Raw genomic sequence first — 23,316 nt, forward strand, 5'->3', positions numbered from 1 at the left:
TGTCCACACAGTCCGCAAAACCGACACCGCAAAACCGAAAACGAAGAAGTCCACGACCCCTCGCCCACGCCGCACGGGTTAAAGATCAAGCTAGTCCCACCGACCCGACGGCCCGGCCACCGGCCCCACACCGGGCCACCGAGCCACCCGCTGCTACCCGGCCACCCGGCCACCCGGCTACCCGGCTACCCGGGGACGATGAGGCCCCGGTCGGCCGCCACCCGCGCGGCCGCCGTACGGTTCTCGACCCCGAGCTTCTCGTAGACGTGCGCCAGGTGCGTCTTGACCGTCGTCCCGCTGATGAACAGCGCCGAGCCGATCTCCCGGTTGGACCGTCCCGTCGCGATCAGCTCCAGGATCTCGGTCTCCCGGGCCGTCAGCACCGTCCGCGGCGCGCGGTACCGGTTCATCAGCCGCGAGACCACCGACGGCGACAACGCCGACTCCCCGGCCGCGACCGTCCGCAGCGACTGGAACAGCAGGTCGGGCGGGGACCCCTTCAACAGGTACCCCGCCACACCCGCCTCCACGGCCCGCACGACGTACGCGTCGGACTCGTAGCTGGTCAGTACGACCACCCGGGGCGGATCGGGCAGCCGGGCGATCCGCCGCGTCGTCTCCAGCCCGCACATCCCGCTGCCCAGCCTGATGTCCATCAGGACCAGGTCCGGGGAGAGTTCGCGGACCAGCCGGAGCGCGGCCGCACCGTCCGGCGCCTCCCCGCACACCTCGAACTCGGGGCAGGCGGACAGCAGGGCGCGCAGCCCCGCCCGCACCACCGGATGGTCGTCCACCAGCAGGATCCGCGTCATACCGGGTCCCCGGCCGGGGCCGGCAGACGCACCGACACCACCGTGCCACCGCCCACGGTGCTCTCCACCACGGCCGTACCCCCCAGGTACTCGACCCGGCGCCGCAGCAGCCGCAGCCCGTCCCCACGGAGCTCGCCCGGATCGAACCCGACGCCGTCGTCCCACACGTCCACCGCGACCGCGTCGGGCTGGTAGGTCAGCGTCACCACGGCCCGCGAAGCCCGCGCATGCCGCCGCACGTTGCCGAGCACCCCCTGCACCACCCGCACCACAGCCCCCTCCACCGGCCCCCCGAGCCCCCGAACCTCCCCCACCACCCGGAACCGAACCCACCCCCCGGCCACGGCCGTACGCACATCCCCCCGGGCCCTGCCTCCGGCCCGCGACCGGAGTCCGACCCCCGGCCCGCTCGCGGTTGCGGTTGCGGTGGCGGGCCCGACCCCGGCCCCGGCCCCGGCCCCGGTCAGGGGCCCGGTCAGGGGCCCAGTCGCGGGCCCGGACCCACCCTCAGCCCCGGTCAGGGCGTCGGCGTCGGCGTCGGCGTCGGCGTCGGCGTCGGCGTCGGCGTCGGCGTCGGCGTCGGCGTCGGCACACAGTCGGCGCAGAGCCTGTGGCAGCGAAGCGCCGTCCAGTTCGAGGGGGGCCAGGTCGTGGATGAGCCGGCGGGCCTGCGCGAGGTTCTCGCGCGCCGCGGCCGCAGCCTGACGGACCAGCACCCGGGCTCGTCCCGGCTCCCTGGTCCACTGCCGGTCGGCCGCGTCGAGCAGCATGTGCATGCTGGTCAGACCCTGCGCCACCGTGTCGTGCAACTCGGCCGCCAGCCGGTTGCGCTCCTGGAGCACCCCGGCCCCGGGCGCCTCGCGCCGTCCCCCCGATCCAGCCACGCCGACCAGCCCCCTCCCCCAACCCCCGGACCCCCCGGACCCCGGACCCCCCGGACGCGCCGAGCTTAAGACGGCTCCCCCGGCTCTCCCCAGCGTTCCCGGCGCCCCGGGCCGTCCCCCACCGCCCGCGTCCCGGTACGCACCCTCCCGGCCCCGCCCCACCCGCCCGGCCCGACGGCCGGCCGGAGCACACCGTCACCAAGCGCGTTTGCGCAGGTGGCACGGGATCCGAAGGATTTCGCGCCCCACCACCCCGCCGACCGCCACGCCACGGCCGAGGACCGGCCCGCGGCAGCCGCCGCCGCTCACGACGATCAGGAACTCTGATTCGCGCCGACGGCTCCCCACGAGGTCCCCACCAGCGCGTGGGGGACCGCTGCCCGCCGGGGTCGGGAGAGGCGTATGACACCGCATGGGGCGGGACGGACACCCGGCCGGTGCGAGGGCGTGAGCCACCGGGGAACCCAGCAAGGGCCGGACCGACGGAGCCCGCCGGCGGCCGGACCCGTAGCAACCCACCGAAGCCCCACCCGACCAAGCCCAAGCCCAAGCCCAAGCCCGCCAAGGCCCGCACCCGACCGAGAGCGGCGCGGCACCGGCACCGGCACCGGCACCGGCACCGGCACCGGATGTGAAGGGGACCGACGGAGGCGTGACACCATCGGATACGTGCTCGACATCGGCTACTCCCTCTCCCGGCGCTTCCCCGACCCCCCGCAGACCGACTACCGCTCGGCGGACGTCCACTCGCTGCGCCACGACCTGTTCTGCGGGGACGTCTACCTCGCCGACACCAACGCGGACCGGGAAGTATCCACAGCCTGGGGATGGGTGCCGGTACTGGACTTCGCCTGGGCCCTGTGCGACATCGTCGAGCAGCTCGACCAGGATCCCCGCGGCAGCCGCTCGGCGAACCGCCAGTACGCCGAACTCGACTTCACCGAGTCCAGCGACCGCATGCTCTTCGAGCGCCGCTTCGGCTGGGTCGACGTCGACGCGGACTGGATGCCGTCGGAGGAAGACCCGCTGACCTTCAGCCACCGGCTGCTGCGCCGCGAGGCCCGCGACTTCCTCCACGACCTGATCGCGGACCTCATCGACATGCACGACGGCCTGGCCGACAACCCCGTCATCTGGACCCTCCAGTCCCGCTTCCCCCGAGTCCCGGCCTAGGCCGTCCCTTTCGCCGCTTGTCGGCCGAGCCCGCGGCGCGAGGCCGTGCACAGCACGGCGGAGGGGCTCTCCCGTACGGGACGCACCCGGGCGGAGCCCCGACAACGCGGCGAGGAGCGGTGCCGCGCAGCGCGGGCCCGGCAAGATCCGAAACAGACGGCCGTACAGACGCCCCGCCGAGGACGGGCCGTCCGCACGGCGCCGGGTGGCTTGCTGTCGAGTGCGGTGTGGTCCGGTGCCGTCGAATGCGGCGCCATCCGGTGCCGTCCGGTCCGGTGGCAGCGCCGTACCGGCAGGCGGCCCCACCGCCCAGGCCCCGACCACCCACGCCACATACCGGCCCGCCCCGGCCCGGCCCGCCCCGCTCCCCTACGCCACCACCCTCAACCCCACCTGCGCCGCCAACGCCGGCGCCAGCTCGAACAACTGCCCCGGGCTGATCACCGCCCCCGCCAACGCCTCCACCCCCCGCGCGATGCCGAGCTCCGCCGCGCCCCGCAGATCCACGTCCGACAGCCGCGCCCCCGTGAAATCCGCCCCGCGCAGCACGCAGTCGCGGAACTCCACCCGCTCCAGCACCGCCCCCGCGAAGTCCGGCTCCACGAGCACGCATCCCTCGAACACGACGTCCTTCAGCTTCGCCGCCCGCAGATTCAGATAGTCGATCTTCCCCCCGCGCACGAGCACCCGCTCCAGCACCGACCCGTGCAACTGCACCCCGCCCAGCCGCGCCTCCAGCAGCTCCACGTCCCGCAGCGAAGCCCCCGACAGGTCGGTCCCCACGCCCCGGACCCCCTCCAGGACCGAGTCCAGGAACCTCGCCTTCGCGAGCCCCGTCTCGTCGAGCGCGCAGCGCCGTAGCGCGCAGTCCATGAACCGGGCCCCGATCCCCTCCTGGCCCGCCAGGTCCGCGTCCGCGAGCTCCACCCCGTCGTAGTCGCCGTCCGGCTCCAGCTCACCGCCGGTCCAAGCACTCAGTTCCGGCAGCCGCACCTCCGGCCGCCGCGCGGCCTTCACACCCTGTTCCTGCCCTTTGCGCACCATTCCCCCATCCTGGACCACCTCACTGACACCGCCCTTGACCTCAAGTCCACTTGAGGTAACAGGCTGACCGGATGACCACGCCGAACGCCTCCTCGAACACCGCCGCCGCCACCGACCCCCACCCCCGCGCCGCCAGCCCCACCCCCAGCCCCACCCCGAGCCCCGGGCACAGTTCCGGCCCCGGCCCTTCCCCCAGCACCGCCCCGGTCCCCGGCCCAGCCACCATGAACGCCGTCCGCCTCCACACCTTCGGTCCCGCCGAGAACCTCTCCTACGAACCCGTGCCCCTCCCCGTCCCCGCCCCCGGCCAGGTCCGCATCGCGGTCGCCGCCGCCGGAGTCCACCTCCTCGACACCACCCTCCGCAGCGGCGTCCAGGCCGGGCCCGCACCCCTCCCCGAACTGCCCACCGTCCCCGGCCGCGAGGTGGCCGGCACCGTTGACGCCCTCGGCCCCGGTACCGACCCCGCCTGGCTCGGCCGCTCCGTCGTCGCCCACCTGGGATTCGCCCCCGGCGGCTACGCCGAGTACGCCGTCACCGATGCCGACCGCCTGCACCTCGTCCCGACCGGCCTGGATCCCGCCACCGCCGTCGCCATGATCGGTACGGGTCGCACCACCCTCGGGATCCTCCAGTTCACCGACCTCGGCCCCGGCTCCGTAGCCCTCGTACCCGCCGCCGCGGGCGGCATCGGCACCCTGCTCGTCCAGTACGCGAAGCAGGCCGGAGCGACCGTCATCGCCCTCGCCGGAGGTCCCGCCAAAACCGCCCGGGCCGCGGCCAACGGCGCCGACCTCGCCCTGGACTACACCCGCCCCGACTGGGCCGGAACCGTCCGCGCACACCACCCCGCCGGAGCCACCGTCCTCTTCGACTCCGTCGGCGGGACCATCGCCCGCACCGCCCTCGACCTCCTCGCCGACGGCGCCCTCCACCTCGTCTTCGGCTGGTCGGGCGGGCCGATCCCGCTCACCGACGCCGACCGCGAGGCCCTCGACGCCCGCCGCGTCATCACCCAGGGCGTCCTCGGCCCCGCCATGCTCCAGCTTGCCGGCGGCGACCATCCGCTGCGCCGCCTCGAAACCCGCGCCCTCGCCGAAGCCGCCGCCGGCCGCCTGCGCCCCGCCCTCCAGCGCTACCCCCTGGCCGAGGCGGCCACGGCCCACCGAGACCTCGAAACCCGCGCAACCACCGGCAAGGTCGTCCTGGAACCCTGACCCCGACCGGACGGGACGAGACGGGACCAGACCGCACCAGACCAGACCGGACGACACCAGTCCAAACCCAGCCCGTCACGCCCCGGCCCCTACGGCTCACGGCAGGGCCGGAGCGTGACGGGCGAGGGGATCGACGGTCGAGGGGTGAGACCTCCTCGCCCAGCGCCGAGGCGACGCCCGCACCACGGCCGCCCGCCGTCCACCCGCACCACCGGCCACACCGCGTACGCGAGCCGCGCCCGCACCAGCCCACCCGGATCCCGCCCACACCCCCCGGCCGCACCCAGACCGCTGGGCCGCGGGGCCGACGCGCCACCGCACCGACGGGCCGACGGGCCGACGGGCCGACGGACCAATGGGCCAACGCACCGCCGCACCGCCCCTAAGACCCCCCGATCCCCACACCCTTCAACGTCTCCGCGAACGCCCCCGCGTCGAACATCGACCCGTCCCGCGCCCCGACCGGCTTCCCCTCCACCCGCACCATCGGTGTCCCCTGCGCACCCGTCGCCTCGAAGCCCTTCTCCGCGTCGGCGACCCACCCCGCGTACTTCTGCTCCCTCACGGCCCCGTCGAACGCCGCGCCGCGGAGCCCCGGCACCGCGTCCGCCACCTTCAGCAGCAGCTCATCGGTGTATTTCCCCTTCGGCTGACTCGCGAAGACCGCCGCGTGGTACTCCGCGAACTTCCCCGCGTCGACCGAGGCGCGCAGCGCGTTCACCGCCTTGACCGACCCGCTCCGCCCGCCGCCACCGCCCCCGCCGCCGCCGTCGAGGAACGACGCCAGCAGGTACTCGATCTTCACCTGGCCGGCCGTCGCCAGCTTCAGCAGCGTCTCACCGCCGGCCTCCTCGAACGTCGCGCAATGGCCGCACATCGGATCCACCAACACCTCCGCGGTGCGCGGCGCGTCCGGACTCCCCACCACGATCCGCGCACCGTCGACCCTGGCGGGCAGCTCCGCGAGCCGATCGGCGATCGGGCTCGTCCGCACCACCACCCCGGCACCACCGGACGCGGATCCCGACCCGCTCCCACCGGCGCTCCCGCTCCCGCATCCGACGACCGCTCCACCCAGCAGCGCCACGGACGCGACCGCCGCGACCAGTCGTCCCGCCAGAACAACCCGCACCATAAGAACCGCACCTCTCGCCCAAAACGCACCAAACCCCCCGCGCCACCCTACGGGCGAAATCCACCACCCCACATCAGTCATTCGGCCACCCCCCGCGCCCCGAAACCCGACACCACGACCCTGGACACCCCTCCGGAACGAGGTGTAGCAACTCCCCCATGACGATCAACGGCGGCATCTCCTTCTGGCACGCGACCGACGACACCGCCACCACCCACCCACCACGCACTCCCCTGACCGGCGATTCCACGGCCGACGTCGTCATCGTCGGCGGCGGCTACACCGGTCTGTGGACCGCCTACTACCTCAAGACCGCCGCCCCCGACCTGCGCGTCACCGTCCTGGAACAGAAGTTCTGCGGCTACGGCGCCTCCGGCCGCAACGGAGGCTGGCTCTACAACGGCATCGCCGGCCGCGACCGCTACGCCGCCCTGCACGGCGGCCAGGCCGCCCGGCGCCTCCAGCACGCCATGAACGACACCGTCACCGAAGTCGTCGACACCGCCGCCAAGGAGGGCATCGCCGCCGACATCCACCGGGGCGGAGTCCTCGAAGTCGCCCGCACCCCCGCCCAGCTGAGCCGCCTCAAGGCCTTCCACACCGCGGAACTCGCCTTCGGCGAAACCGACCGCGAGCTCTACGACGCCACCGACACCCGCGCCCGCATCGACATCGCCGACGCCGTCGGCTCCAGCTGGACCCCGCACGGAGCGCGCATCCACCCCCTGAAACTGGTCAAGGGACTGGCCGCCGCCTGCGAACGCCTCGGCGTCACCCTCCACGAGTCCACCCCGGTCACCGAGATCGCCCCCGGCCGCGCCCGCACCCCGTACGGCACCGTCCGCGCCCCGTACGTACTGCGCTGCACCGAGGGCTTCACCGCCGCCCTCAAGGGCCAGAAGCGCTCCTGGCTCCCGATGAACTCCTCGATGATCGCGACGGCCCCGCTCCCGCCCGAACTCTGGGCCCAGCTCGGCTGGTCGGGGTCCGAGACCCTCGGCGACATGGCCCACGCCTACATGTACGCCCAGCGCACGGCCGACGACCGCATCGCCATCGGCGGCCGCGGCGTCCCCTACCGCTACGGCTCCCGCACCGATCACGACGGCCGCACCCAGCCCGCCACCATCGCCGCCCTGACCCGGCTCCTGGAAGGCTTCTTCCCGGCCCTCACCGGCGTCGAGATCACCCACGCCTGGTCCGGCGTCCTCGGCGTCCCCCGCGACTGGTGCGCCACGGTCACCCTGGACGCCACGACCGGCCTCGGCTGGGCCGGCGGCTACGTGGGCTCCGGCGTCGCCACCTCCAACCTCGCGGCCCGCACCCTGCGCGACCTGGTCCTCGGGGAGACGACCGACCTCACGACCCTCCCGTGGGTCAACCACCGCGTCCGCCGCTGGGAGCCGGAACCCTTCCGCTGGCTCGGCGTCCAGGCCCTCTACGCCGCCTACCGCGAGGCCGACCGCCGAGAAACCGCCACCCACACCCCGACCACCACCCCGCTGGCCCGGCTGGCGGACCGCATCTCGGGCCGCGGCTGACGGCACGCGAAAGGCCCCGGGTGACGACCCGGGGCCTTTCGCTTTCGTTCGAATTCCTTGATCACACGGACTCTGACCTGGGACGGAGCCCCCTGTCGGATTCGAACCGACGACCTACGCTTTACAAGAGCGTTGCTCTGGCCAGCTGAGCTAAGGAGGCGCACATGACACTGCACAGTGCGCAGAATCGCCTTCACTCTACACAGCCGCCAGAAGCCCTCGCGAGGAACTTTCCCGCCCCAGGACTCCTCGCGTGTCGGGGCGCCGGGGCGGGAGAGCCGTGCCGGTCTTCCCCCGTCAGACCCGCATCAGGCCCGCGTCAGGCCCGCGTCAGACCCCCCGTCACGCCCCGGGGTACCCCGCGCGGGCCAGCCGCGGGCCCACCGCCGTCAGCGGGAGGCCCGGATTGAGGGCGTCCACGACGTCCTGCGTGACCGGGCGCAGGGACCAGACGTGCCGGATCGCGTCGAGGGGGAGGTCGGTCTCGTAGTAGTCCTCGGCGAATTCGCGGTAGGCCTGCGCCGTGCCCGTGGCGAGGACCTCGAAGAGGAAGTCGGCGCCGTCCGCGTCGCCGCGGCCGGGCGGGAACTCCACCGCGCCCGCTCGCCAGTCCGTGTCTCCGGTCTCGCGCCAGAACAGGGCGGTCGCGTGGAGCGTGCCGTCCTCCGAGCAGAAGGCGGGCTCGGTCAGGAAGGGCCGGAAGGCCTCCGGTATGCCCTCGGTCAGGCCGGGCCACAGCTCTCCGTCTCCCCCGGCCCACGGACTCATGTGCGACTCGTGGTCGAACCCGCGCCCGAACACCCCGTCCGCCGTGAAGACGATCGTGTACTCGCCGCCCGATCCGTCGTCCATGAAGGCCGCTTCCTCCCCCTCGCCCCACGCCGGGTCGTACGAGAAGAAGGCGCCGTCCTCGTCGCCGCTGATCACCAGCTCCAGCGCCGCCATCGCCCGGCAGCGGTCGCGCAGCGTCTCGATGTCGGGCAGGGCGCGCGTGAGGTCGTAGATGGTCATGCAGAAGATCAAAGCAGCCGCCTCTGACAGCCGCCCCTGACCCGGGGAAGTCGGCGAAGTCACTCCCCTCCAGGTGCTGACAGGAGCCGCGCGGCCCGGTAGCGTCGGGCCGGAGTCCGCTTACTGGACTAGACCTTCCACTCGGATCGTCCGGCACGTTCCTGCCGGTAGAAGGGATTCATCACCATGGCTTCCGTCACTTTCGACAAGGCGACCCGCCTGTACCCCGGCGGCGAAAAGCCCGCCGTCGACCAGCTGGAGCTGGAGATCGAGGACGGCGAGTTCCTCGTCCTCGTCGGCCCCTCCGGCTGCGGCAAGTCCACGTCGCTGCGCATGCTCGCCGGCCTGGAGGACGTGAACGGCGGTGCGATCCGCATCGGCGACCGCGACGTCACGCACCTGCCGCCCAAGGACCGGGACATCGCGATGGTGTTCCAGAACTACGCCCTGTACCCGCACATGTCCGTCGCCGACAACATGGGCTTCGCCCTGAAGATCGCCGGCGAGGACAAGGCCACCATCCGCAAGAAGGTGGAGGACGCGGCGAAGATGCTGGACCTGACCCAGTACCTCGACCGCAAGCCGAAGGCGCTCTCCGGCGGCCAGCGCCAGCGCGTGGCGATGGGCCGCGCGATCGTGCGCAAGCCGCAGGTGTTCCTCATGGACGAGCCGCTGTCGAACCTCGACGCCAAGCTCCGCGTGTCCACCCGTACGCAGATCGCCGCGCTCCAGCGCGACCTCGGCATCACCACCGTCTACGTCACCCACGACCAGGTCGAGGCCATGACGATGGGCGACCGCGTCGCGGTCCTCAAGGACGGTCTGCTGCAGCAGGTCGACACCCCGCGCAACATGTACGACCGCCCCGCGAACCTCTTCGTCGCCGGCTTCATCGGCTCCCCGGCCATGAACCTGGTCGAGGTCCCGATCGCCGACGGCGGCGTGAAGTTCGGCGACAGCGTGGTCCCGGTGTCGCGCGAGGCGCTGTCCGCGGCCGCCGACGCGGGCGACCGCACGGTCACGGTCGGCGTGCGTCCGGAGCACTTCGACATCGGTGACGCGGGCGGCCTGACGATCACCGTGAACGTCGTCGAGGAACTGGGCGCCGACGGGTACGTCTACGGTTCGACCTCGCACTCCGAGGGTTCGCAGGACATCGTGGTCCGCGTGGGCGGGCGCAACGTGCCCGAGAAGGGCTCGACGCTGCACGTCGTTCCGCGCGCGGACGAGATCCACGTGTTCTCGACCTCGTCCGGGGCCCGCCTCTCCGGCTGATCCGCCGGATCCACCCGCACTGCCCGCCGAAGGGGCGTCTCCGTCAAGAGGCGCCCCTTCGCCGTGAGTTCCGGCAGATCGGGCCATTCGGCCCCCACTGTCAACCCTTAATTCGAAAACCCACGTCGAACCATCCCCCGACCGGGTGACTGAATGTCGCCATATCTTCACCGAGCGCTACTCTCGGCGTCGTGACCCACACTGCCCGCCGTATCGGCCGATCCCTCGCCCTGGTCCTGCCCGTCGTCCTGGTCCTGTCCGGGACCCTCGCGGTCACCATGGTCCCCTGGGCGGACAACACTCCCTCCCAGATCCTGACCGCGTCCGCCGAGGACGTCTCCGTCCCCGCGAAGCCGCGTGCCGCTCAGGACCTCCTGCGCGAAAAGCTGCTCACCGAGATCCAGCAGGGTGAGCAGCCGGGTGACGTACTCACCCACCTCCAGCGGGAAGTTGACCGGCGGCCCTCGCTCGCCGAGCACTGCGTGGGCATCGCGCGGGCGCTCGGGCGGGCCGCCGTGGACGCCTACGGGCCCACGAAGGCCCAGTCGTTCGCGCGGCCGGTGTGCGACACCGCGTACGCGTCCGGCGTCGCCTCCATGGGCTGACGGCAGCCGACGGCCGCCGCCGCACCGCGCTCCCGGATCCCGGACCACCGCACATGACCGACTCAGGGCCTCCCGCCCGACCCCACGCAGCCGCGTTCCCGGCTTCCCCGACCCAGGCCGTCGTCCTGGCGGGCGGCCAGGGTTCGCGGCTGCGGCCGTACACGGACGACCGTCCCAAGCCGATGGTGGAGATCCCGGGCACCGGGATGCCGATCATCGGGCACCAACTCGCCTGGCTGGCCTCCGAAGGGGTGACGGACGCCGTCGTCTCGTGCGGGCACCTCGCCGAGGTGCTCCAGAAGTGGCTGGCCGAGGCTTCGCTGCCGCTGCGCGTGACCACCGTCGTGGAGAACGAACCGCTGGGCCGGGGCGGCGGACTCAAGTACGCCGCCCGGCACCTCCCGCACCCCGACCGGGCCTGGTTCGCCACCAACGGCGACGTGTGGACCCGCTTCTCGCTGCGGGAGATGGCCGCCTTCCACGCCGAGCGGGGGGCGACGGCCACGCTCGCCCTCGCCCGGCCCCGCATTCCGTGGGGGGTGGTGGAGATCAATGAGTACGGGCACGTCCTGGACTTCATCGAGGCGCCGCAGTCCCCGTACCCGGTCAATGCCGGCGTGTACGTCTTCGGGGCCGAATTCGCGGAGCTGCTGCCGGACTTGGGCGACCACGAGCGGACGACGTTCCCGCGTCTGGCCCGTGAGCGCCGGCTCGCGGGCTTCCCGCTGCCCCAGGGGGCCTACTGGCGGGCGATCGACACGGCCAAGGACCTGACCGAGGCCGCACGGGAGTTGGCCGCTCAGAGCGGCGCCTAGGCGCCTCCTGAGGGGCCCTGCCGCTCCGGCTCCCCTCCCCTTCGCTCCTCTTCCCGCCCCTTAGCTCCCCTTCCCTCCCCTTCGCCGCCCGGCCCTCTCCCCCGCCCGCTCCGTTCCGCCCCCACCGCCGTGGGACACGAAGGGCCCGGCACGCTCGCGCGTGCCGGGCCCTCGGCCCCATGGGACCTTTCGCCGGCCGGACGGCCCCGGCCCGTGGGCCTCAGCCCGTGGGCCTCAGCCCGTGGGCCTCAGCCCGTGGGCCTCAGCCCGTGGGCGTCACCCGAGGAGTCCGCCGACCAGGCCGGGCTTCTTCGGCGCCGTGTCCCCGGTCCCGCCCGAGGAACCTCCGCTGACCGTCCCCGACGAGGAGGCCGGGGGCTTCTGCGGGGTGGACTGGCGGGGCGTGCTGCGGGGGCTCTGGCTGCCGCTGGTGCCGCGCGTGGCGGTGGGCGCCCCGGAGCCGCTGCCGCCGCCCGGTGTGGCCGGACCGGTGCTGCTCCGGCCGGACTTGGGAGCCGGCGAGGAGGCCGCCGCCGAAGGCGGCGCGGTGGGCTTCGTGGGGGCGGGCCGGGTGGGCTGCTGCTGCTGCGGGGTGCGCGGCAGCGGGCGGCCGGGAAGGTAGTTGCTCGGGGCCTCTCCGGGCCCGGGGACGGTGACGACGGTGGTGGAGCGGACGGCGCCGCCGAGGAGCGAGCCGACGAGGAGGGTGAGTCCGCAGACCACGGTGGCCATGACGGCTCCGCGCCGCAGGACGCGCCGCCGCAGCCGCCACAGTTCGGTACGGGGTCCCAGCGTGCGCCAGGCCTCGCCGGCGAGGCGTCCGTCCAAGGAGTAGACCGGGGCGCCCGCGATGATCAGCGGGCTCCAGGCGGCGAGGTAGATGATGTCGGGCGCGTCGTAGGCCGGGACGGTCTTCCAGCTGACCGTCATCAGCAGCGCGGCGGAGAGCAGCGCGCCGAAGCAGGCGGCGAAGCGCTGCCAGAGCCCGAAGACGGTCAGTACGCCGACGGCGACCTGGAGGAAGGCGACGCTGAGACCGGCGCCGACGGGGTGGGCGAGGGCGAAGTCGCGCAGCGGTTCGGCGAGGGCCCAGGGGTGCAGGGTGCGCAGCCAGGTGACCATGGAGCCGCGCTCGCCGCCGTCGAAGTAGACGGGGTCGCACAGTTTGCCCATGCCGGCGTAGATGGAGATGAAGCCGAGGAAGACGCGCAGCGGGAGCAGCACGACGCCGAGGTTCATCCGGCGGCCGGGGTAGTACGAGGCCTGCGCGCGCGCGTCGCCGGGCGCCCGGCGGGAGTCCGACGCGCCGCCGGAGCTCTCGGCGTAGGCGGCTCCGTACGCTTCGTAGGCCTCCGGGGAGAGCTCGCGCACGGGGGGCTGGGCGCGGGTGTCGTCGGCGTCGCCGTAGGTGCGCTGCCCGATGACGGTCGGGGTGGCGAGGGTGTCGTCGGCGAGGTCGTGGGCGAGGTCGAGGCGCGGGATGACCTGGGTGGCTCCGCCGTCGTGGTCGCCGTGGCCGCGTCCGTGCTCGCGCACGGCCTGGAGGAGTCCGCCCATGGCGGCTCCGGCGTCGTCGTCGCCGGGGGCGGACCTGCCGCTCCAGACGACGGGCCGGCGTCGGCCGGCACCGGCACCGGCGGCCGCGAGGGCCCCGCCGAGCGCGGGAACGAGCCCTGAGGCGCCCGCCGGGTGGGGACGCGCGCTGGGACTCGGTGCGAGCCGCACGCGGAAGCTGGCGTGGTTGACGATGACCTGCGCGGGGTCGCACGGCACCTTGACCATGCTCAGCGCGGGCTGATCATCGAACCCTGGCGTTCTGGTGTCCACACTCATCTAACCGAGTGACGAGTCTTTAGGACACTGCCTTGACATCAGGGATGTGTCCGAGACCCGTCAAATCAAGCCACCCCGCCCGGAAGGGGCGGGGTGGCACGCTCACGGGTCACGGCCGGTGAGCCAATTGGATCAAGCAGCGGCGGGCGGTGCCCCGCGGCCGGAGCCGGATCCGGCGGTAACGGGTTACGCGCGGCCGCGGGTGGCGCGGCGGCGGGCCGCTTCGTAGAGGACGACGCCCGCGGCGACGCCGGCGTTGAGGGACTCGGCGCCGCCCGGCATCGGGATGCGCACCAGGTAGTCGCAGTTCTCGCCGACGAGGCGGCCGAGGCCCTTGCCCTCGGAGCCGACGACGATGACGACGGGGCCGCCCAGCGCCTCGAGTTCGTGGACCTCGTGCGTGCCCTCGGCGGCGAGGCCGACGACGGTGATGCCTTCCTTCTTGTAGTCCTGGATCGCGCGGGTCAGGTTGGTGACGCGCGAGACCGGGGTACGGGCGGCGGTGCCCGCCGAGGACTTCCAGGCGCCGGCGGTCATGCTGGCGGCGCGGCGCTCGGGGACGACCACGCCGTGGCCGCCGAAGGCGGAGACGGAGCGGACGATCGCGCCGAGGTTGCGCGGGTCGGTGATGCCGTCGAGGGCGACGATGAGGGGGTCCTCGCCGTTGTCGTACGCGGCGGCGGTGAGCTCGTCCGGGAGCGCGTACTCGTACGGCGGGACCTGGAGGACCAGGCCCTGGTGGTTGAGGCCGCCGGTCAGCCGGTCGAGCTCGGGGCGCGGGGCTTCCATCAGGTTGATGTTGCCGCGCTCGGCCGCGAGCTGGAGGGCCTCGCGGACGCGCTCGTCGTTGTCGATGAACTGCTGGACGTAGAGGGTGACGGCCGGTACGCCGTCGCGCAGCGCCTCGAAGACCGGGTTGCGGCCGACGACCATCTCGCTGGTGCCCTTGGGGCCGCCGCGGCGGGGGGCCGGGCGGCGCTTGGCGGCCTGGCGGGCCATGGCGTTGCTGATGCGGTTGGCCTTGTGCTTCTTGCGGTCCTCGGCCTTGGGCGTGGGGCCCTTGCCTTCGAGGCCCTTGCGCCGCTGGCCACCGCTGCCGACCGTCGCGCCCTTCTTGTTGGACGTGCGGCGGTTCCTGCGCTGGCTGTTCCCGGCCATGACCTCTACCTGATTTCGTTGGTGCTGCGATATGTACGTATGAAGAGTGTGCCGCCCGGAACGCCGGGCGGCCCATCAGAATGCGCCAGCGGGACTGCTCCGCGGGCCCAGCGGGCTCAGCGGGGGCCGAGCGACCAGCGGGGTCCCGCGGGGCTGTCCTCGATGACCAGACCTGACTGCTGGAGCTGGTCCCGGATGGCATCGGCCGTGGCCCAGTCCTTGCGGGCGCGGGCGGACTCGCGCTGCTCCAGGACCAGGCGTACGAGGGTGTCCACGGCTCCGTGGAGGTCTTCGCCCCGGTCCGCCTCGCCCGCCCAGTGGGGGTCGAGGGGGTCCAGGCCGAGGACGCCCAGCATCGCCCGTACCTCGGCCAGACGGGCGATGGCCGCGTCCTTGTCGTCGGCGGCGAGCGCGCTGTTGCCCTGACGGACGGTGGTGTGGATGATCGCGAGCGCCTGCGGGACGCCCAGGTCGTCGTCCATGGCCTCGGCGAAGGCGGGCGGGACCTCGGAGGCCGGCTCGACCGTCTTGCCGGCCTTCTCGATGACGCGCTGGATGAACCCCTCGATGCGCGCGAAGCCGGACTCGGCCTCGCGCAGCGACTCCACGCTGTACTCGATCATCGAGCGGTAGTGCGGGGTGCCGAGGTAGTAGCGCAGCACGATCGGGCGCCAGACCTTGAGCATCTCGGAGACGAGCACGGAGTTGCCGAGGGACTTCGACATCTTCTCGCCGGACAGCGTGACCCAGGCGTTGTGCACCCAGTACTTCGCGAACTCGTCGCCGAAGGCCTTGGCCTGGACGATCTCGTTCTCGTGGTGCGGGAAGATCAGGTCGATCCCGCCGCCGTGGATGTCGAAGGCGCTGCCGAGGTACTTGTGCGCCATGGCCGAGCACTCGAGGTGCCAGCCGGGGCGGCCGCGGCCCCACGGGGTCTCCCAGTCGGGCTCGCCGGGCTTGGAGGCCTTCCACATGGCGAAGTCGCGCGGGTCGCGCTTGCCGGTGATGCCGGACTCGGCGGGCTGGCGCAGGTCGTCGATGTCCTGGTTGGAGAGCTCGAGGTAGCCGGGGAAGGAGCGGACGTCGAAGTAGACGCTGCCGTCCGCCTCGTAGGCGTGGCCGCGCTCGATGAGGACGCGCATCATCTCGATCATCTCCGGCACGTGACCGGTCGCGCGCGGCTCGTACGTGGGCGGGAGGCAGCCCAGCGCGTTGTAGCCGTCGTTGAAGGCGCGCTCGTTCTCGTAGCCGATGGACCACCAGGGGCGGCCCTCGGTCTCGGCCTTCGTGATGATCTTGTCGTCGATGTCGGTGACGTTGCGGATGAAGGTGACGTCGAGGCCGCGGTAGGTGAACCAGCGGCGCATGATGTCGAAGTTCAGGTACGACCGGACGTGCCCGATGTGCGGGGCCGCCTGCACGGTGGCGCCACAGAGGTAGATCGAGACGCGGTCCGCTGTGAGCGGGACGAAGTCACGGATCTGCCGGGCGCTGGTGTCGTACAGGCGAATAGTCACGGCATCCAGGGTAGTGCGCCTGTAGCAGTGCCCCGCGACCCTTTGGGTACGCGGGGCCCGCTTTGTTGTCGAAGAAGTGCGGGAGCGGTGGGACCGTACGGGTATTAGGACCGGTTCGTCCGGTAGACGAGGGCCGTGGCGATGGCGGCGAGGCCTTCGGCCCGGCCGGTGAGGCCCAGTCCGTCGGTGGTGGTGCCCGAGACGGACACGGGGGCGCCCGCAGCCGCGGCGAGCGCCTTCTGCGCCTCTTCGCGCCGCTTGCCGATCTTCGGCCGGACGCCGACCACCTGGATGGCGATGTTGCCGATCTCGAAGCCCTCGGCCCGGACGATCCGGGCGGCCTCCGCCAGCAGGGTGACGCCGGCGGCGCCGGACCACTCGGGACGGGAGGTGCCGAAGTGCGCGCCGAGGTCACCGACGCCGACGGCGGAGAAGAGCGCGTCGCAGGCCGCGTGCGCGGCGACGTCCCCGTCGGAGTGGCCGGCGAGACCGTCCTCGCCTTCCCAGAGCAGGCCGGCGCACCACAGTTCGCGGCCGGTCTCGAAGGCGTGGACGTCGGTGCCGATGCCGACCTGCGGGAGCAGGGGCCGCGCCGGCGCCCCGGCCGTGGCGGCGGGAGCTGCGGGAGCTGCGGGAGCTGCGGGAGCTGCGGGAGCTGCGGGAGCTGCGGGAGCTGCGGGAGCTGCGGGATCAGTAGGCATCGGTGGCCCTCCTGCGGGCGAGTACGGCCTCGGCGAGGACCAGGTCGAGCGGGCGGGTGACCTTGAAGGCCTCTTCGTGGCCGGGGACGGCGAAGACGGTGACGCCGAGCTGCTCCACCATCCCGGCGTCGTCCGTGGCGCCCTCGCCGTCCGCCGTGCCCGCGGCGAGCTTCTCGTGCGCGCGCAGGAGGGTGGCGAGGTCGAAGCCCTGCGGGGTCTGCACGGCGCGCAGCCGGGCCCGTACGGGGGTGGCGACGACCGGCTCGGGCTCGCCCGGCCTGCCGGGTTCGACCTCCTTGACGGTGTCGGCCATCGGCAGGGCGGGTACGACGGCGAGCGCTCCGTCGCGGACGGCCTCGACGACGGAGTCGACGGTGTCCACGGGCACGAGCGGGCGGGCCGCGTCGTGGATGAGGACGGCGGTCACGTCGGCGGGGAGCGCCTCCAGGCCGGCGCGTACCGACTCCTGCCGGGTCTCGCCGCCGGGGACGACGAGGATCTCGGTGCGGTCGGGCAGCGCGTGCTCGTCCAGGAGCCTGCGCACGTCCGCGGTGTCGGCGGGCGGGGCCACGACGACCACGAGGGAGACGGCGCGGGAGCGCGCCATGGCGCGGACCGCGTGGATGAGCATGGGAATGCCGCCCAGGGTCCGCAGGGCCTTGGGGGCCCCGGGACCGAGACGGACCCCGCGGCCGGCGGCCGGGATCACCGCGGCGGTGCGGCGGGGCCGCGATTCGTCAGACATCAGTAGCTCCGAGCCAGGTTTGTGACTTCGGCCGACATGGGTATGGCCTGAAGGGTGCCGGGTGCGACGCCCTCGCCCCTTCCGTGACGACCGGTCGAGCGGCTGCCCGGGCCCGGCACACCAGTGGGGAACACCGGTAATTTTCGGGTGCGGGTGGCAGCGCCCGGCGTATAGCGTCAGGCGTGAGGCGTGCGTCAGGCGTGAAAACGGGTCCGGACATGCCGCAGCGCCCGGCAACAAGTCACCTTGTCATCGGGCACCGCGGCACAACTGTGTACGACCAGGCGACTGTGCGTGACCGGGCGTACGGATGATCGCGTCAGGACGCGAGCACCTCGTCGAGGAGGGCCTCGGCCTTGTCCTCGTTGGTGTTCTCGGCGAGCGCGAGCTCGCTCACCAGAATCTGACGCGCCTTCGCGAGCATGCGCTTCTCACCCGCGGAGAGCCCGCGCTCACGCTCACGACGCCACAGGTCACGCACAACTTCGGCGACCTTGATGACATCGCCAGAAGCGAGCTTTTCCAGATTTGCCTTGTAGCGTCGGGACCAGTTCGTCGGCTCTTCTGCGAACGGTGCGCGAAGCACCTCGAAGACCCGGTCCAGCCCGTCTTGGCCGACTACGTCGCGAACACCGACGAACTCCGCATTGTCCGCAGGCACACGTACCGTCAGGTCGCCCTGAGCGACCTTGAGCACCAAGTAGGTCTTGTCCACGCCTTTGATCTGACGAGTCTCAATGGCCTCGATCAGCGCGGCCCCGTGATGGGGATAGACCACGGTGTCGCCAACCTTGAACGTCATGTGACAGGTACCCCTTCCGTGGCTATCCAGGGTAACACGAGAACTGACCGTTATGAATGGCGTTTTCGCAGGTCAGGGCACATCTCGGGGCTTGACAACACCGACAGGAACGTGCTGCGACAGGCTTGCGGAAGGGGGTATTCGCAGGTCGGAGGCGTTGTGCGGACCGGGCGAAACGACTACGTTACACCCGCCCGCGGACCCGGCCGATGCGCTGTACGTCCTGATTTGCCGGTTTCCAAGGGCTGAAACCGAACTACTCCGTACGACTGGCGGCCCCCGCACGGGGCGCGTTCCGGCCCAATCCCCAATTCGATCACCGAGCGGCGTTCGAGGGAATCCTGCAATTGATCACCGGACCGGTGCGACCGCGCTTTTGCGAATGGAAGATCACCGCGCCGGTCGGCGCGTCACCGGCCCCCTGATCGTTCCGCCGGCCGTTTGCCGGTCGTTTGCTACTCGTTCCGCCGGTCGTTCCGTCGGCCGTTCCGCCGGCCGTCCTGGCGCGGCACCGGTCGGGACCGCGCCACGGCCCCCGGACAGGGCCGCGCCGTCCGTGCGGAGGGTCGGGTGCGGGGGCGGGGCGGCGGCTCGGTAACCTAAGCGCGCTGACACACCCTTAGAGCGGCTCCACTCGGTCGCTCCGAGCGTCCACCCTTCCGTTTTCGTACGTCCAAGGAGATGCCTCCGCCGTGAGCCGCAGCCTTCGACGCGGCGCCCTCGCCGCCACCGCCGTCGTGTTCTCGATCGTCTCGCTGGCCGCGTGCGGTGCGGGCCACGACGCGCAGACTCTCCAGGTCAAGCCGGACAACGCCGCCGTGACCAAGGGCGACATCAAGGTCCAGAACGCCCTGGTGATCACCCAGGAGAAGGACAAGAAGGGCCCGGCCGCCGTCTCCGCGACGCTGTTCAACGCGGGCACCGAGGACCAGACCCTCGACGCCATCACCCTCCCGGGTGGTAAGGCGACCGTCGCCCTGAAGCCCGCCGGCAGCGCTGCCAAGGTCGTCGTGCCGGCCGGCGGTTCCGTCGTCCTGGGCGGCAAGGGCAACGCCTCCGCGGTCGTCACGGGCGGCGGGGTCGAGGACGGCAACGTACAGAAGGTCGTCTTCCAGCTGAGCAAGGCGGGTGACGTGGGGCTCGAGGCCTTCGTCTACCCGGCCACGGGCACCTACGCGGCCTTCGGCCCGACCGCGGCCCCCGCCGCGGCTCCGGTCGCGGGCGCCACCCCGTCGGGCAGCGCGTCGGGTTCCCCGGCCGCCGCCGTGTCGGGCAACCCGGCGACCACCCCCTCGGGCAGCGCGTCCGGCTCCCCCGCGGGCGCGCCGGCCGGGTCCCCGTCCCCCAGCGCCGGCCACTGAGGCGCGGAGCACCGTCCGCACCACTTCCCGGGCCTTGGGCCTTGGGCGTCGCGCCCTCGGCCTCGTGCCTTGTACGGGAACGGCCCCCGTCCGCTGATGCGGACGGGGGCCGTTCCCGTCTCCACTCCGTGCGTGCGCCGCACGGGCCGGGCGGCCTACGGCTCGAACTTGTAGCCGAGGCCGCGGACCGTGACCAGGTAGCGCGGCGCGCCCGGGTCCGGCTCGATCTTGGCGCGCAGGCGCTTGACGTGGACGTCGAGGGTCTTGGTGTCGCCGACGTAGTCGGCCCCCCACACCCGGTCGATGAGCTGCATGCGGGTCAGTACGCGGCCTGCGTTGCGCAGCAGCATCTCCAGCAGGTCGAACTCCTTGAGCGGGAGTTCCACCTTTCCGCCGGCGACGGTGACCACGTGGCGGTCGACGTCCATCCGTACGGGTCCGGCCTCCAGCGCGGCCGGGGTGACCTCTTCCGGCTCGCCGCGGCGGCGCAGGACCGCGCGGATGCGGGCGACCAGCTCCCGCGAGGAGAAGGGCTTCGTGACGTAGTCGTCGGCTCCTATTTCCAGCCCGACGACCTTGTCGATCTCGCTGTCCTTGGCGGTCACCATGATCACGGGAACGTTGGAGCGGCCGCGCAGCTGCCGGCAGACCTCCGTGCCGGGCAGGCCGGGGAGCATCAGGTCGAGGAGGACGAGGTCGGCGCCGTTGCGCTCGAACTCGTCGAGCCCGTCGGGCCCGGTCGCGGCGATCGCCACTTCGAAGCCCTCCTTGCGGAGCATGTAGGACAGGGCGTCGCTGAAGGATTCCTCATCCTCGACGACGAGCACTCGGGTCACGGAAGGACCTCCGGGGCAGGGGTGGCTGGTGCGGTATGAGGTTCGAGCAGGGGGCGTGCGGGTGCGGCGGCCGTCGCGGGGGCGGTCGCCGGTGCCGGCGCGGCCGCTTCGGGGAGGCGCAGGGTGAAGGTGGAGCCCTGTCCCTCCGAGCTCCACACGGACACCTCCCCGCCGTGCGACGCCGCCACGTGCTTGACGATCGCGAGGCCGAGGCCGGTTCCTCCCGTGGCGCGGGAGCGGGCCGGGTCCACGCGGTAGAAACGTTCGAAGATGCGCTCGCGGTCCTTTTCCGGGATGCCGATGCCCTGGTCGGTCACGGCTATCTCGATCAAGTCTCCACCCGGCGCGGTGACCCTGCGTGCGGCGATGCCGACGCGGGTCCGGGCGGGGCTGTAGTTGACCGCGTTCTCGACCAGGTTTCCGAGGGCGGCCGCGAGCTGCCCCCGGTTTCCCCATACCCGCAGGTCGGCGGTGCCGCCCGCGGCCATGGTGATCTGCTTCGCGGTCGCCGTGTGGCGGCAGCGGTCGATGGCCTCGGCGACGAGGGTGTCGACCCGCATGGGCTCGGCGTCCTCGAGGGGGTCGTCGTTCTGGACCCGGGAGAGGTCGATGAGCTCCTGTACGAGGTTGATCAGGCGGGTGGCCTCGATCTGCATGCGGCCGGCGAAGCGGTGGACCGCCTCGGGGTCGTCGGAGGCGTCCATGACGGCCTCGGAGAGCAGTGAGATCGCGCCGACCGGGGTCTTGAGCTCGTGCGACACGTTCGCGACGAAGTCGCGTCGTACGGCCTCGATGCGGCGGGCCTCGGTGAGGTCCTCGACCAGGAGGAGCACCAGGCGGGAGCCGAGCGGGGCGACGCGCGCCGAGACGGCGAGGGCCTCGCCGCGGCCGGTGCCGCGCCGGGGCAGATCGAGTTCGACCTGGCGTATCTCCCCGTCCCGCCGGGTGTCACGGGCCATGTGGAGCATGGGTTCCACGGCCAGCTTGCCGCCCCGGACCAGGCCGAGGGCGTACGCCGCCGAGCTGGCCTTGACCACCGCGTCGCCCTCGTCGAGGACGACGGCGGAGGAGCGGAGCACGGAAAGCACGGTGTCCACGCCGGGTGGGAGCACCGCGTTGATGTCGGGGCGCATGGAGCTCCGGGTGGGGCGGGCTTGGTCGCGCTCGCTCCAGCGGAACGCCAGCATCGCGATCACACCGGTGCAAAGACCGGCGATCGCTGCAGCTGCGGCGACCGCCGCGTTCACGTCCATGACTCCAGGTTAAGCAGGCCGAGCGACACTTCCACAGCCGTTCGGGTGGCACCTCGAACACTCGTCGCCCAGAGTTCACCCTCGCGACGGGGTTGATTCACTTGCGATGACGGAGCAGGTCGCGTTCGCGGGTCAACCTGACACCGTGGGGCACGGGGCCGGCCGGAAGAGCGGCCCGCCCCGGCCCGGCCCCGGGCAGCAGCGAGCAGTAGTAGGCAGTAGGCAGAGAGGGACACCATGCGTGACGCGTACCACGAGGAACTGGACTCGATCGGAGAAGGCCTGGTCGAGATGGCCCGGCTGGTCGGTTCCGCCATCGGGCGGGCCACGACCTCGATGCTCGACGCCGACCTGAAGCTCGCCGAGAGCGTCATCGCCGCCGACCAGAAGGTCGACGACCTCCAGCACGACCTGGAAGCCCGGGCCATCGCGCTGCTCGCCCGCCAGCAGCCGGTCGCCACCGACCTGCGCATCGTCGTCACCTCGCTGCGCATGAGCGCCGACCTCGAGCGCTCCGGCGACCTGGCGCAGCACGTGGCGAAGCTCGCCCGGCTGCGCTTCCCGGACACGGCGGTCCCGCGCGACCTGCACGCCACGATCCTGGAGATGGGGCAGCTGGCGCAGCGCCTGATGGCGAAGGCCGCCGAGGTCATCATCACGAAGGACGTCGACCTGGCGCTCCAGCTGGAGCAGGACGACGACGAGATGGACCAGCTGCACCGGACGCTGTTCCAGCACCTGATGGACGACCGCTGGAAGCACGGCATCGAGACGGCGGTCGACGTGACGCTCCTCGGCCGCTACTACGAGCGCTTCGCGGACCACGCCGTGTCGGTCGCCAAGCGCGTCGTCTACCTGGTGACGGGCGAGCACGCGGACGAGCTCCAGCCGCCGACGCAGGTCGAGGGCGTCTGAGCCGCGAGGGGGCGCGATCGGCAACGAGCCCCCGATGCGCCGTTGACGCGCCGGTCCGGCTGGGCATGAATGAGGCGAAGGCACAACGCCTACGAGGAGGATCCATGCCCGATTCCCCCGTCCCGATCACCCCGGAGCAGGAAGCGCAGCCCCCGGAGGGCCTGCGCCTGCCGCTGCTCGCGGCCTGCGGCTGCGGCTCGGGCTGCGGCTGCGGCTGCCAGTCCGGCGCCCCCTGCCAGTGCGGCGGCTGAACGGCGCACGTGCGCGCGTCCGCGAGGGCCCCCGTCCGGTTCCGGACGGGGGCCCTCGCGCCTTCGTGTGCCAGGGCGGTAGGGGCCTTCGGCCGACGAGGGCCGGGACTACGCTCCCGGAATGCCGATGAGGTCCGGGCCGTTGTCGATCAGACGGCCCTGGCCCTTGGCCTGGTCGCGCTCGGCCGGCGTGACGCACAAGGTGTCGCCGACCCACTTCTCCCGCCAGACGTAGCCCGGCTTGCACGTGCTCGGCCCGTAGGCGCCGCCACCGGGCTGACGGTTGGGGTTCTGGTCGTGGACCCGCTGGCGCTCCGCCGGGGTGACGCACAGGGCGTCGCCGACCCACTTCTCCCGCCAGACGTAGCCCGGCTTGCACGTGCTCGGCCCGTAGGCGCCGCCACCGGGCTGACGGTTGGGGTTCTGGTCGTG

The 23,316-nt window shown here is 72.6% G+C and carries 23 protein-coding genes and 1 tRNA gene; 9 read left to right on the forward strand and 15 right to left on the reverse strand.

What is annotated here, in order from left to right; translation table 11 throughout:
• Positions 1-185 precede the first annotated feature (185 nt).
• Positions 186-812: a response regulator transcription factor gene (locus ABZY44_RS25500; protein WP_356657627.1), complete on the reverse strand. Its 627-nt coding sequence runs from the start codon at positions 810-812 to the stop codon at positions 186-188.
• On the reverse strand, positions 809-1,696 hold the full coding sequence (locus ABZY44_RS25505) for a histidine kinase (RefSeq protein WP_356657629.1): 888 nt from the start codon (positions 1,694-1,696) through the stop codon (positions 809-811). The genes ABZY44_RS25500 and ABZY44_RS25505 overlap by 4 nt, the downstream gene beginning before the upstream one ends.
• A gap of 669 nt (positions 1,697-2,365) precedes the next feature.
• Here ABZY44_RS25505 and ABZY44_RS25510 point away from each other — a divergent pair.
• Positions 2,366-2,869: a hypothetical protein gene (locus ABZY44_RS25510; protein WP_356657631.1), complete on the forward strand. Its 504-nt coding sequence runs from the start codon at positions 2,366-2,368 to the stop codon at positions 2,867-2,869.
• A gap of 369 nt (positions 2,870-3,238) precedes the next feature.
• Here the strand turns inward: ABZY44_RS25510 and ABZY44_RS25515 are convergent, their stop codons facing one another.
• On the reverse strand, positions 3,239-3,913 hold the full coding sequence (locus ABZY44_RS25515) for a pentapeptide repeat-containing protein (RefSeq protein ID WP_356657633.1): 675 nt from the start codon (positions 3,911-3,913) through the stop codon (positions 3,239-3,241).
• Positions 3,914-4,137: 224 nt separating this feature from the next.
• Here ABZY44_RS25515 and ABZY44_RS25520 point away from each other — a divergent pair, with 224 nt between their 5' ends.
• The gene (locus tag ABZY44_RS25520; RefSeq protein WP_356657708.1) at positions 4,138-5,130 is read left to right on the forward strand and encodes a zinc-binding dehydrogenase; all 993 of its coding nucleotides are present in this window, start codon (positions 4,138-4,140) and stop codon (positions 5,128-5,130) included.
• A gap of 382 nt (positions 5,131-5,512) precedes the next feature.
• Here the strand turns inward: ABZY44_RS25520 and ABZY44_RS25525 are convergent, their stop codons facing one another.
• Positions 5,513-6,265, reverse strand: a complete 753-nt coding sequence (locus ABZY44_RS25525; protein ID WP_356657635.1) for a thioredoxin domain-containing protein — start codon at positions 6,263-6,265, stop codon at positions 5,513-5,515.
• Positions 6,266-6,423: 158 nt separating this feature from the next.
• Between ABZY44_RS25525 and ABZY44_RS25530 the strand changes: the two genes are divergently transcribed.
• Positions 6,424-7,806: an FAD-binding oxidoreductase gene (locus tag ABZY44_RS25530; RefSeq protein ID WP_356657637.1), complete on the forward strand. Its 1,383-nt coding sequence runs from the start codon at positions 6,424-6,426 to the stop codon at positions 7,804-7,806.
• Positions 7,807-7,892: 86 nt separating this feature from the next.
• Here ABZY44_RS25530 and ABZY44_RS25535 read toward each other — a convergent pair.
• Together ABZY44_RS25535 and ABZY44_RS25540 are read right to left on the reverse strand one after the other, a co-directional pair.
• Positions 7,893-7,966 (reverse strand) — tRNA-Thr (locus ABZY44_RS25535).
• A gap of 182 nt (positions 7,967-8,148) precedes the next feature.
• Positions 8,149-8,817 (reverse strand): hypothetical protein, encoded by a 669-nt coding sequence (locus ABZY44_RS25540; RefSeq protein WP_356657639.1) that lies wholly within the window; start codon positions 8,815-8,817, stop codon positions 8,149-8,151.
• Positions 8,818-9,003: 186 nt separating this feature from the next.
• Between ABZY44_RS25540 and ugpC the strand changes: the two genes are divergently transcribed.
• From ugpC to ABZY44_RS25555, 3 genes are all read left to right on the forward strand, one after another.
• Positions 9,004-10,092 (forward strand): sn-glycerol-3-phosphate ABC transporter ATP-binding protein UgpC, encoded by a 1,089-nt coding sequence (ugpC, locus tag ABZY44_RS25545; protein WP_356657641.1) that lies wholly within the window; start codon positions 9,004-9,006, stop codon positions 10,090-10,092.
• 191 nt (positions 10,093-10,283) lie between these two features.
• Positions 10,284-10,697 carry a hypothetical protein gene (locus tag ABZY44_RS25550; RefSeq protein ID WP_356657643.1) on the forward strand — a complete coding sequence of 138 codons (414 nt, stop codon included), beginning with the start codon at positions 10,284-10,286 and terminating at the stop codon, positions 10,695-10,697.
• Positions 10,698-10,750: 53 nt separating this feature from the next.
• Positions 10,751-11,512 carry a nucleotidyltransferase family protein gene (locus tag ABZY44_RS25555; RefSeq protein WP_356657645.1) on the forward strand — a complete coding sequence of 254 codons (762 nt, stop codon included), beginning with the start codon at positions 10,751-10,753 and terminating at the stop codon, positions 11,510-11,512.
• A gap of 276 nt (positions 11,513-11,788) precedes the next feature.
• Here the strand turns inward: ABZY44_RS25555 and ABZY44_RS25560 are convergent, their stop codons facing one another.
• The 6 genes from ABZY44_RS25560 to ABZY44_RS25585 all read right to left on the reverse strand — a co-directional run bounded on the left by ABZY44_RS25560 (position 11,789) and on the right by ABZY44_RS25585 (position 18,268).
• Positions 11,789-13,345: a DoxX family protein gene (locus tag ABZY44_RS25560; RefSeq protein ID WP_356657647.1), complete on the reverse strand. Its 1,557-nt coding sequence runs from the start codon at positions 13,343-13,345 to the stop codon at positions 11,789-11,791.
• A 186-nt stretch (positions 13,346-13,531) separates the two neighbouring features.
• A complete protein-coding gene (rlmB, locus tag ABZY44_RS25565) occupies positions 13,532-14,503 on the reverse strand; it encodes a 23S rRNA (guanosine(2251)-2'-O)-methyltransferase RlmB (protein ID WP_356657649.1) in 972 nt (323 codons plus the stop codon).
• A 116-nt stretch (positions 14,504-14,619) separates the two neighbouring features.
• Positions 14,620-16,020 (reverse strand): cysteine--tRNA ligase, encoded by a 1,401-nt coding sequence (gene cysS / locus ABZY44_RS25570; protein WP_356657651.1) that lies wholly within the window; start codon positions 16,018-16,020, stop codon positions 14,620-14,622.
• A 104-nt stretch (positions 16,021-16,124) separates the two neighbouring features.
• The gene (gene ispF / locus ABZY44_RS25575; protein WP_356657653.1) at positions 16,125-16,721 is read right to left on the reverse strand and encodes a 2-C-methyl-D-erythritol 2,4-cyclodiphosphate synthase; all 597 of its coding nucleotides are present in this window, start codon (positions 16,719-16,721) and stop codon (positions 16,125-16,127) included.
• Complete coding sequence (gene ispD, locus ABZY44_RS25580) at positions 16,711-17,466, reverse strand: 2-C-methyl-D-erythritol 4-phosphate cytidylyltransferase (RefSeq protein ID WP_356657655.1); 756 nt, start codon at positions 17,464-17,466, stop codon at positions 16,711-16,713. Before ispD ends, ispF begins: the two co-directional genes overlap by 11 nt.
• A 319-nt stretch (positions 17,467-17,785) precedes the next feature.
• Complete coding sequence (locus ABZY44_RS25585) at positions 17,786-18,268, reverse strand: CarD family transcriptional regulator (RefSeq protein ID WP_120722213.1); 483 nt, start codon at positions 18,266-18,268, stop codon at positions 17,786-17,788.
• A gap of 692 nt (positions 18,269-18,960) precedes the next feature.
• Between ABZY44_RS25585 and ABZY44_RS25590 the strand changes: the two genes are divergently transcribed.
• Positions 18,961-19,629, forward strand: coding sequence for a DUF461 domain-containing protein (locus ABZY44_RS25590; protein WP_356657657.1), 669 nt, complete (start codon positions 18,961-18,963; stop codon positions 19,627-19,629).
• A gap of 155 nt (positions 19,630-19,784) precedes the next feature.
• On the opposite strand, the gene ABZY44_RS25595 is transcribed toward ABZY44_RS25590, so the two are convergent.
• On the reverse strand, positions 19,785-20,465 hold the full coding sequence (locus ABZY44_RS25595) for a response regulator transcription factor (RefSeq protein WP_356657659.1): 681 nt from the start codon (positions 20,463-20,465) through the stop codon (positions 19,785-19,787).
• Positions 20,462-21,718 carry an ATP-binding protein gene (locus ABZY44_RS25600; protein WP_356657661.1) on the reverse strand — a complete coding sequence of 419 codons (1,257 nt, stop codon included), beginning with the start codon at positions 21,716-21,718 and terminating at the stop codon, positions 20,462-20,464. Before ABZY44_RS25600 ends, ABZY44_RS25595 begins: the two co-directional genes overlap by 4 nt.
• A gap of 237 nt (positions 21,719-21,955) precedes the next feature.
• Between ABZY44_RS25600 and phoU the strand changes: the two genes are divergently transcribed.
• Positions 21,956-22,633 (forward strand): phosphate signaling complex protein PhoU, encoded by a 678-nt coding sequence (phoU, locus tag ABZY44_RS25605; protein WP_112449136.1) that lies wholly within the window; start codon positions 21,956-21,958, stop codon positions 22,631-22,633.
• Between the two features lie 104 nt (positions 22,634-22,737).
• Positions 22,738-22,884 carry a hypothetical protein gene (locus ABZY44_RS25610; RefSeq protein ID WP_356657664.1) on the forward strand — a complete coding sequence of 49 codons (147 nt, stop codon included), beginning with the start codon at positions 22,738-22,740 and terminating at the stop codon, positions 22,882-22,884.
• Between the two features lie 108 nt (positions 22,885-22,992).
• Here ABZY44_RS25610 and ABZY44_RS25615 read toward each other — a convergent pair.
• The coding region (locus ABZY44_RS25615) for a hypothetical protein (protein ID WP_356657666.1) at positions 22,993-23,316 on the reverse strand (324 nt) is incomplete at its 5' end.

Source organism: Streptomyces sp. NPDC006544, from assembly GCF_040611715.1.
In the GTDB taxonomy this organism is placed as follows: Bacteria; Actinomycetota; Actinomycetes; order Streptomycetales; family Streptomycetaceae; genus Streptomyces.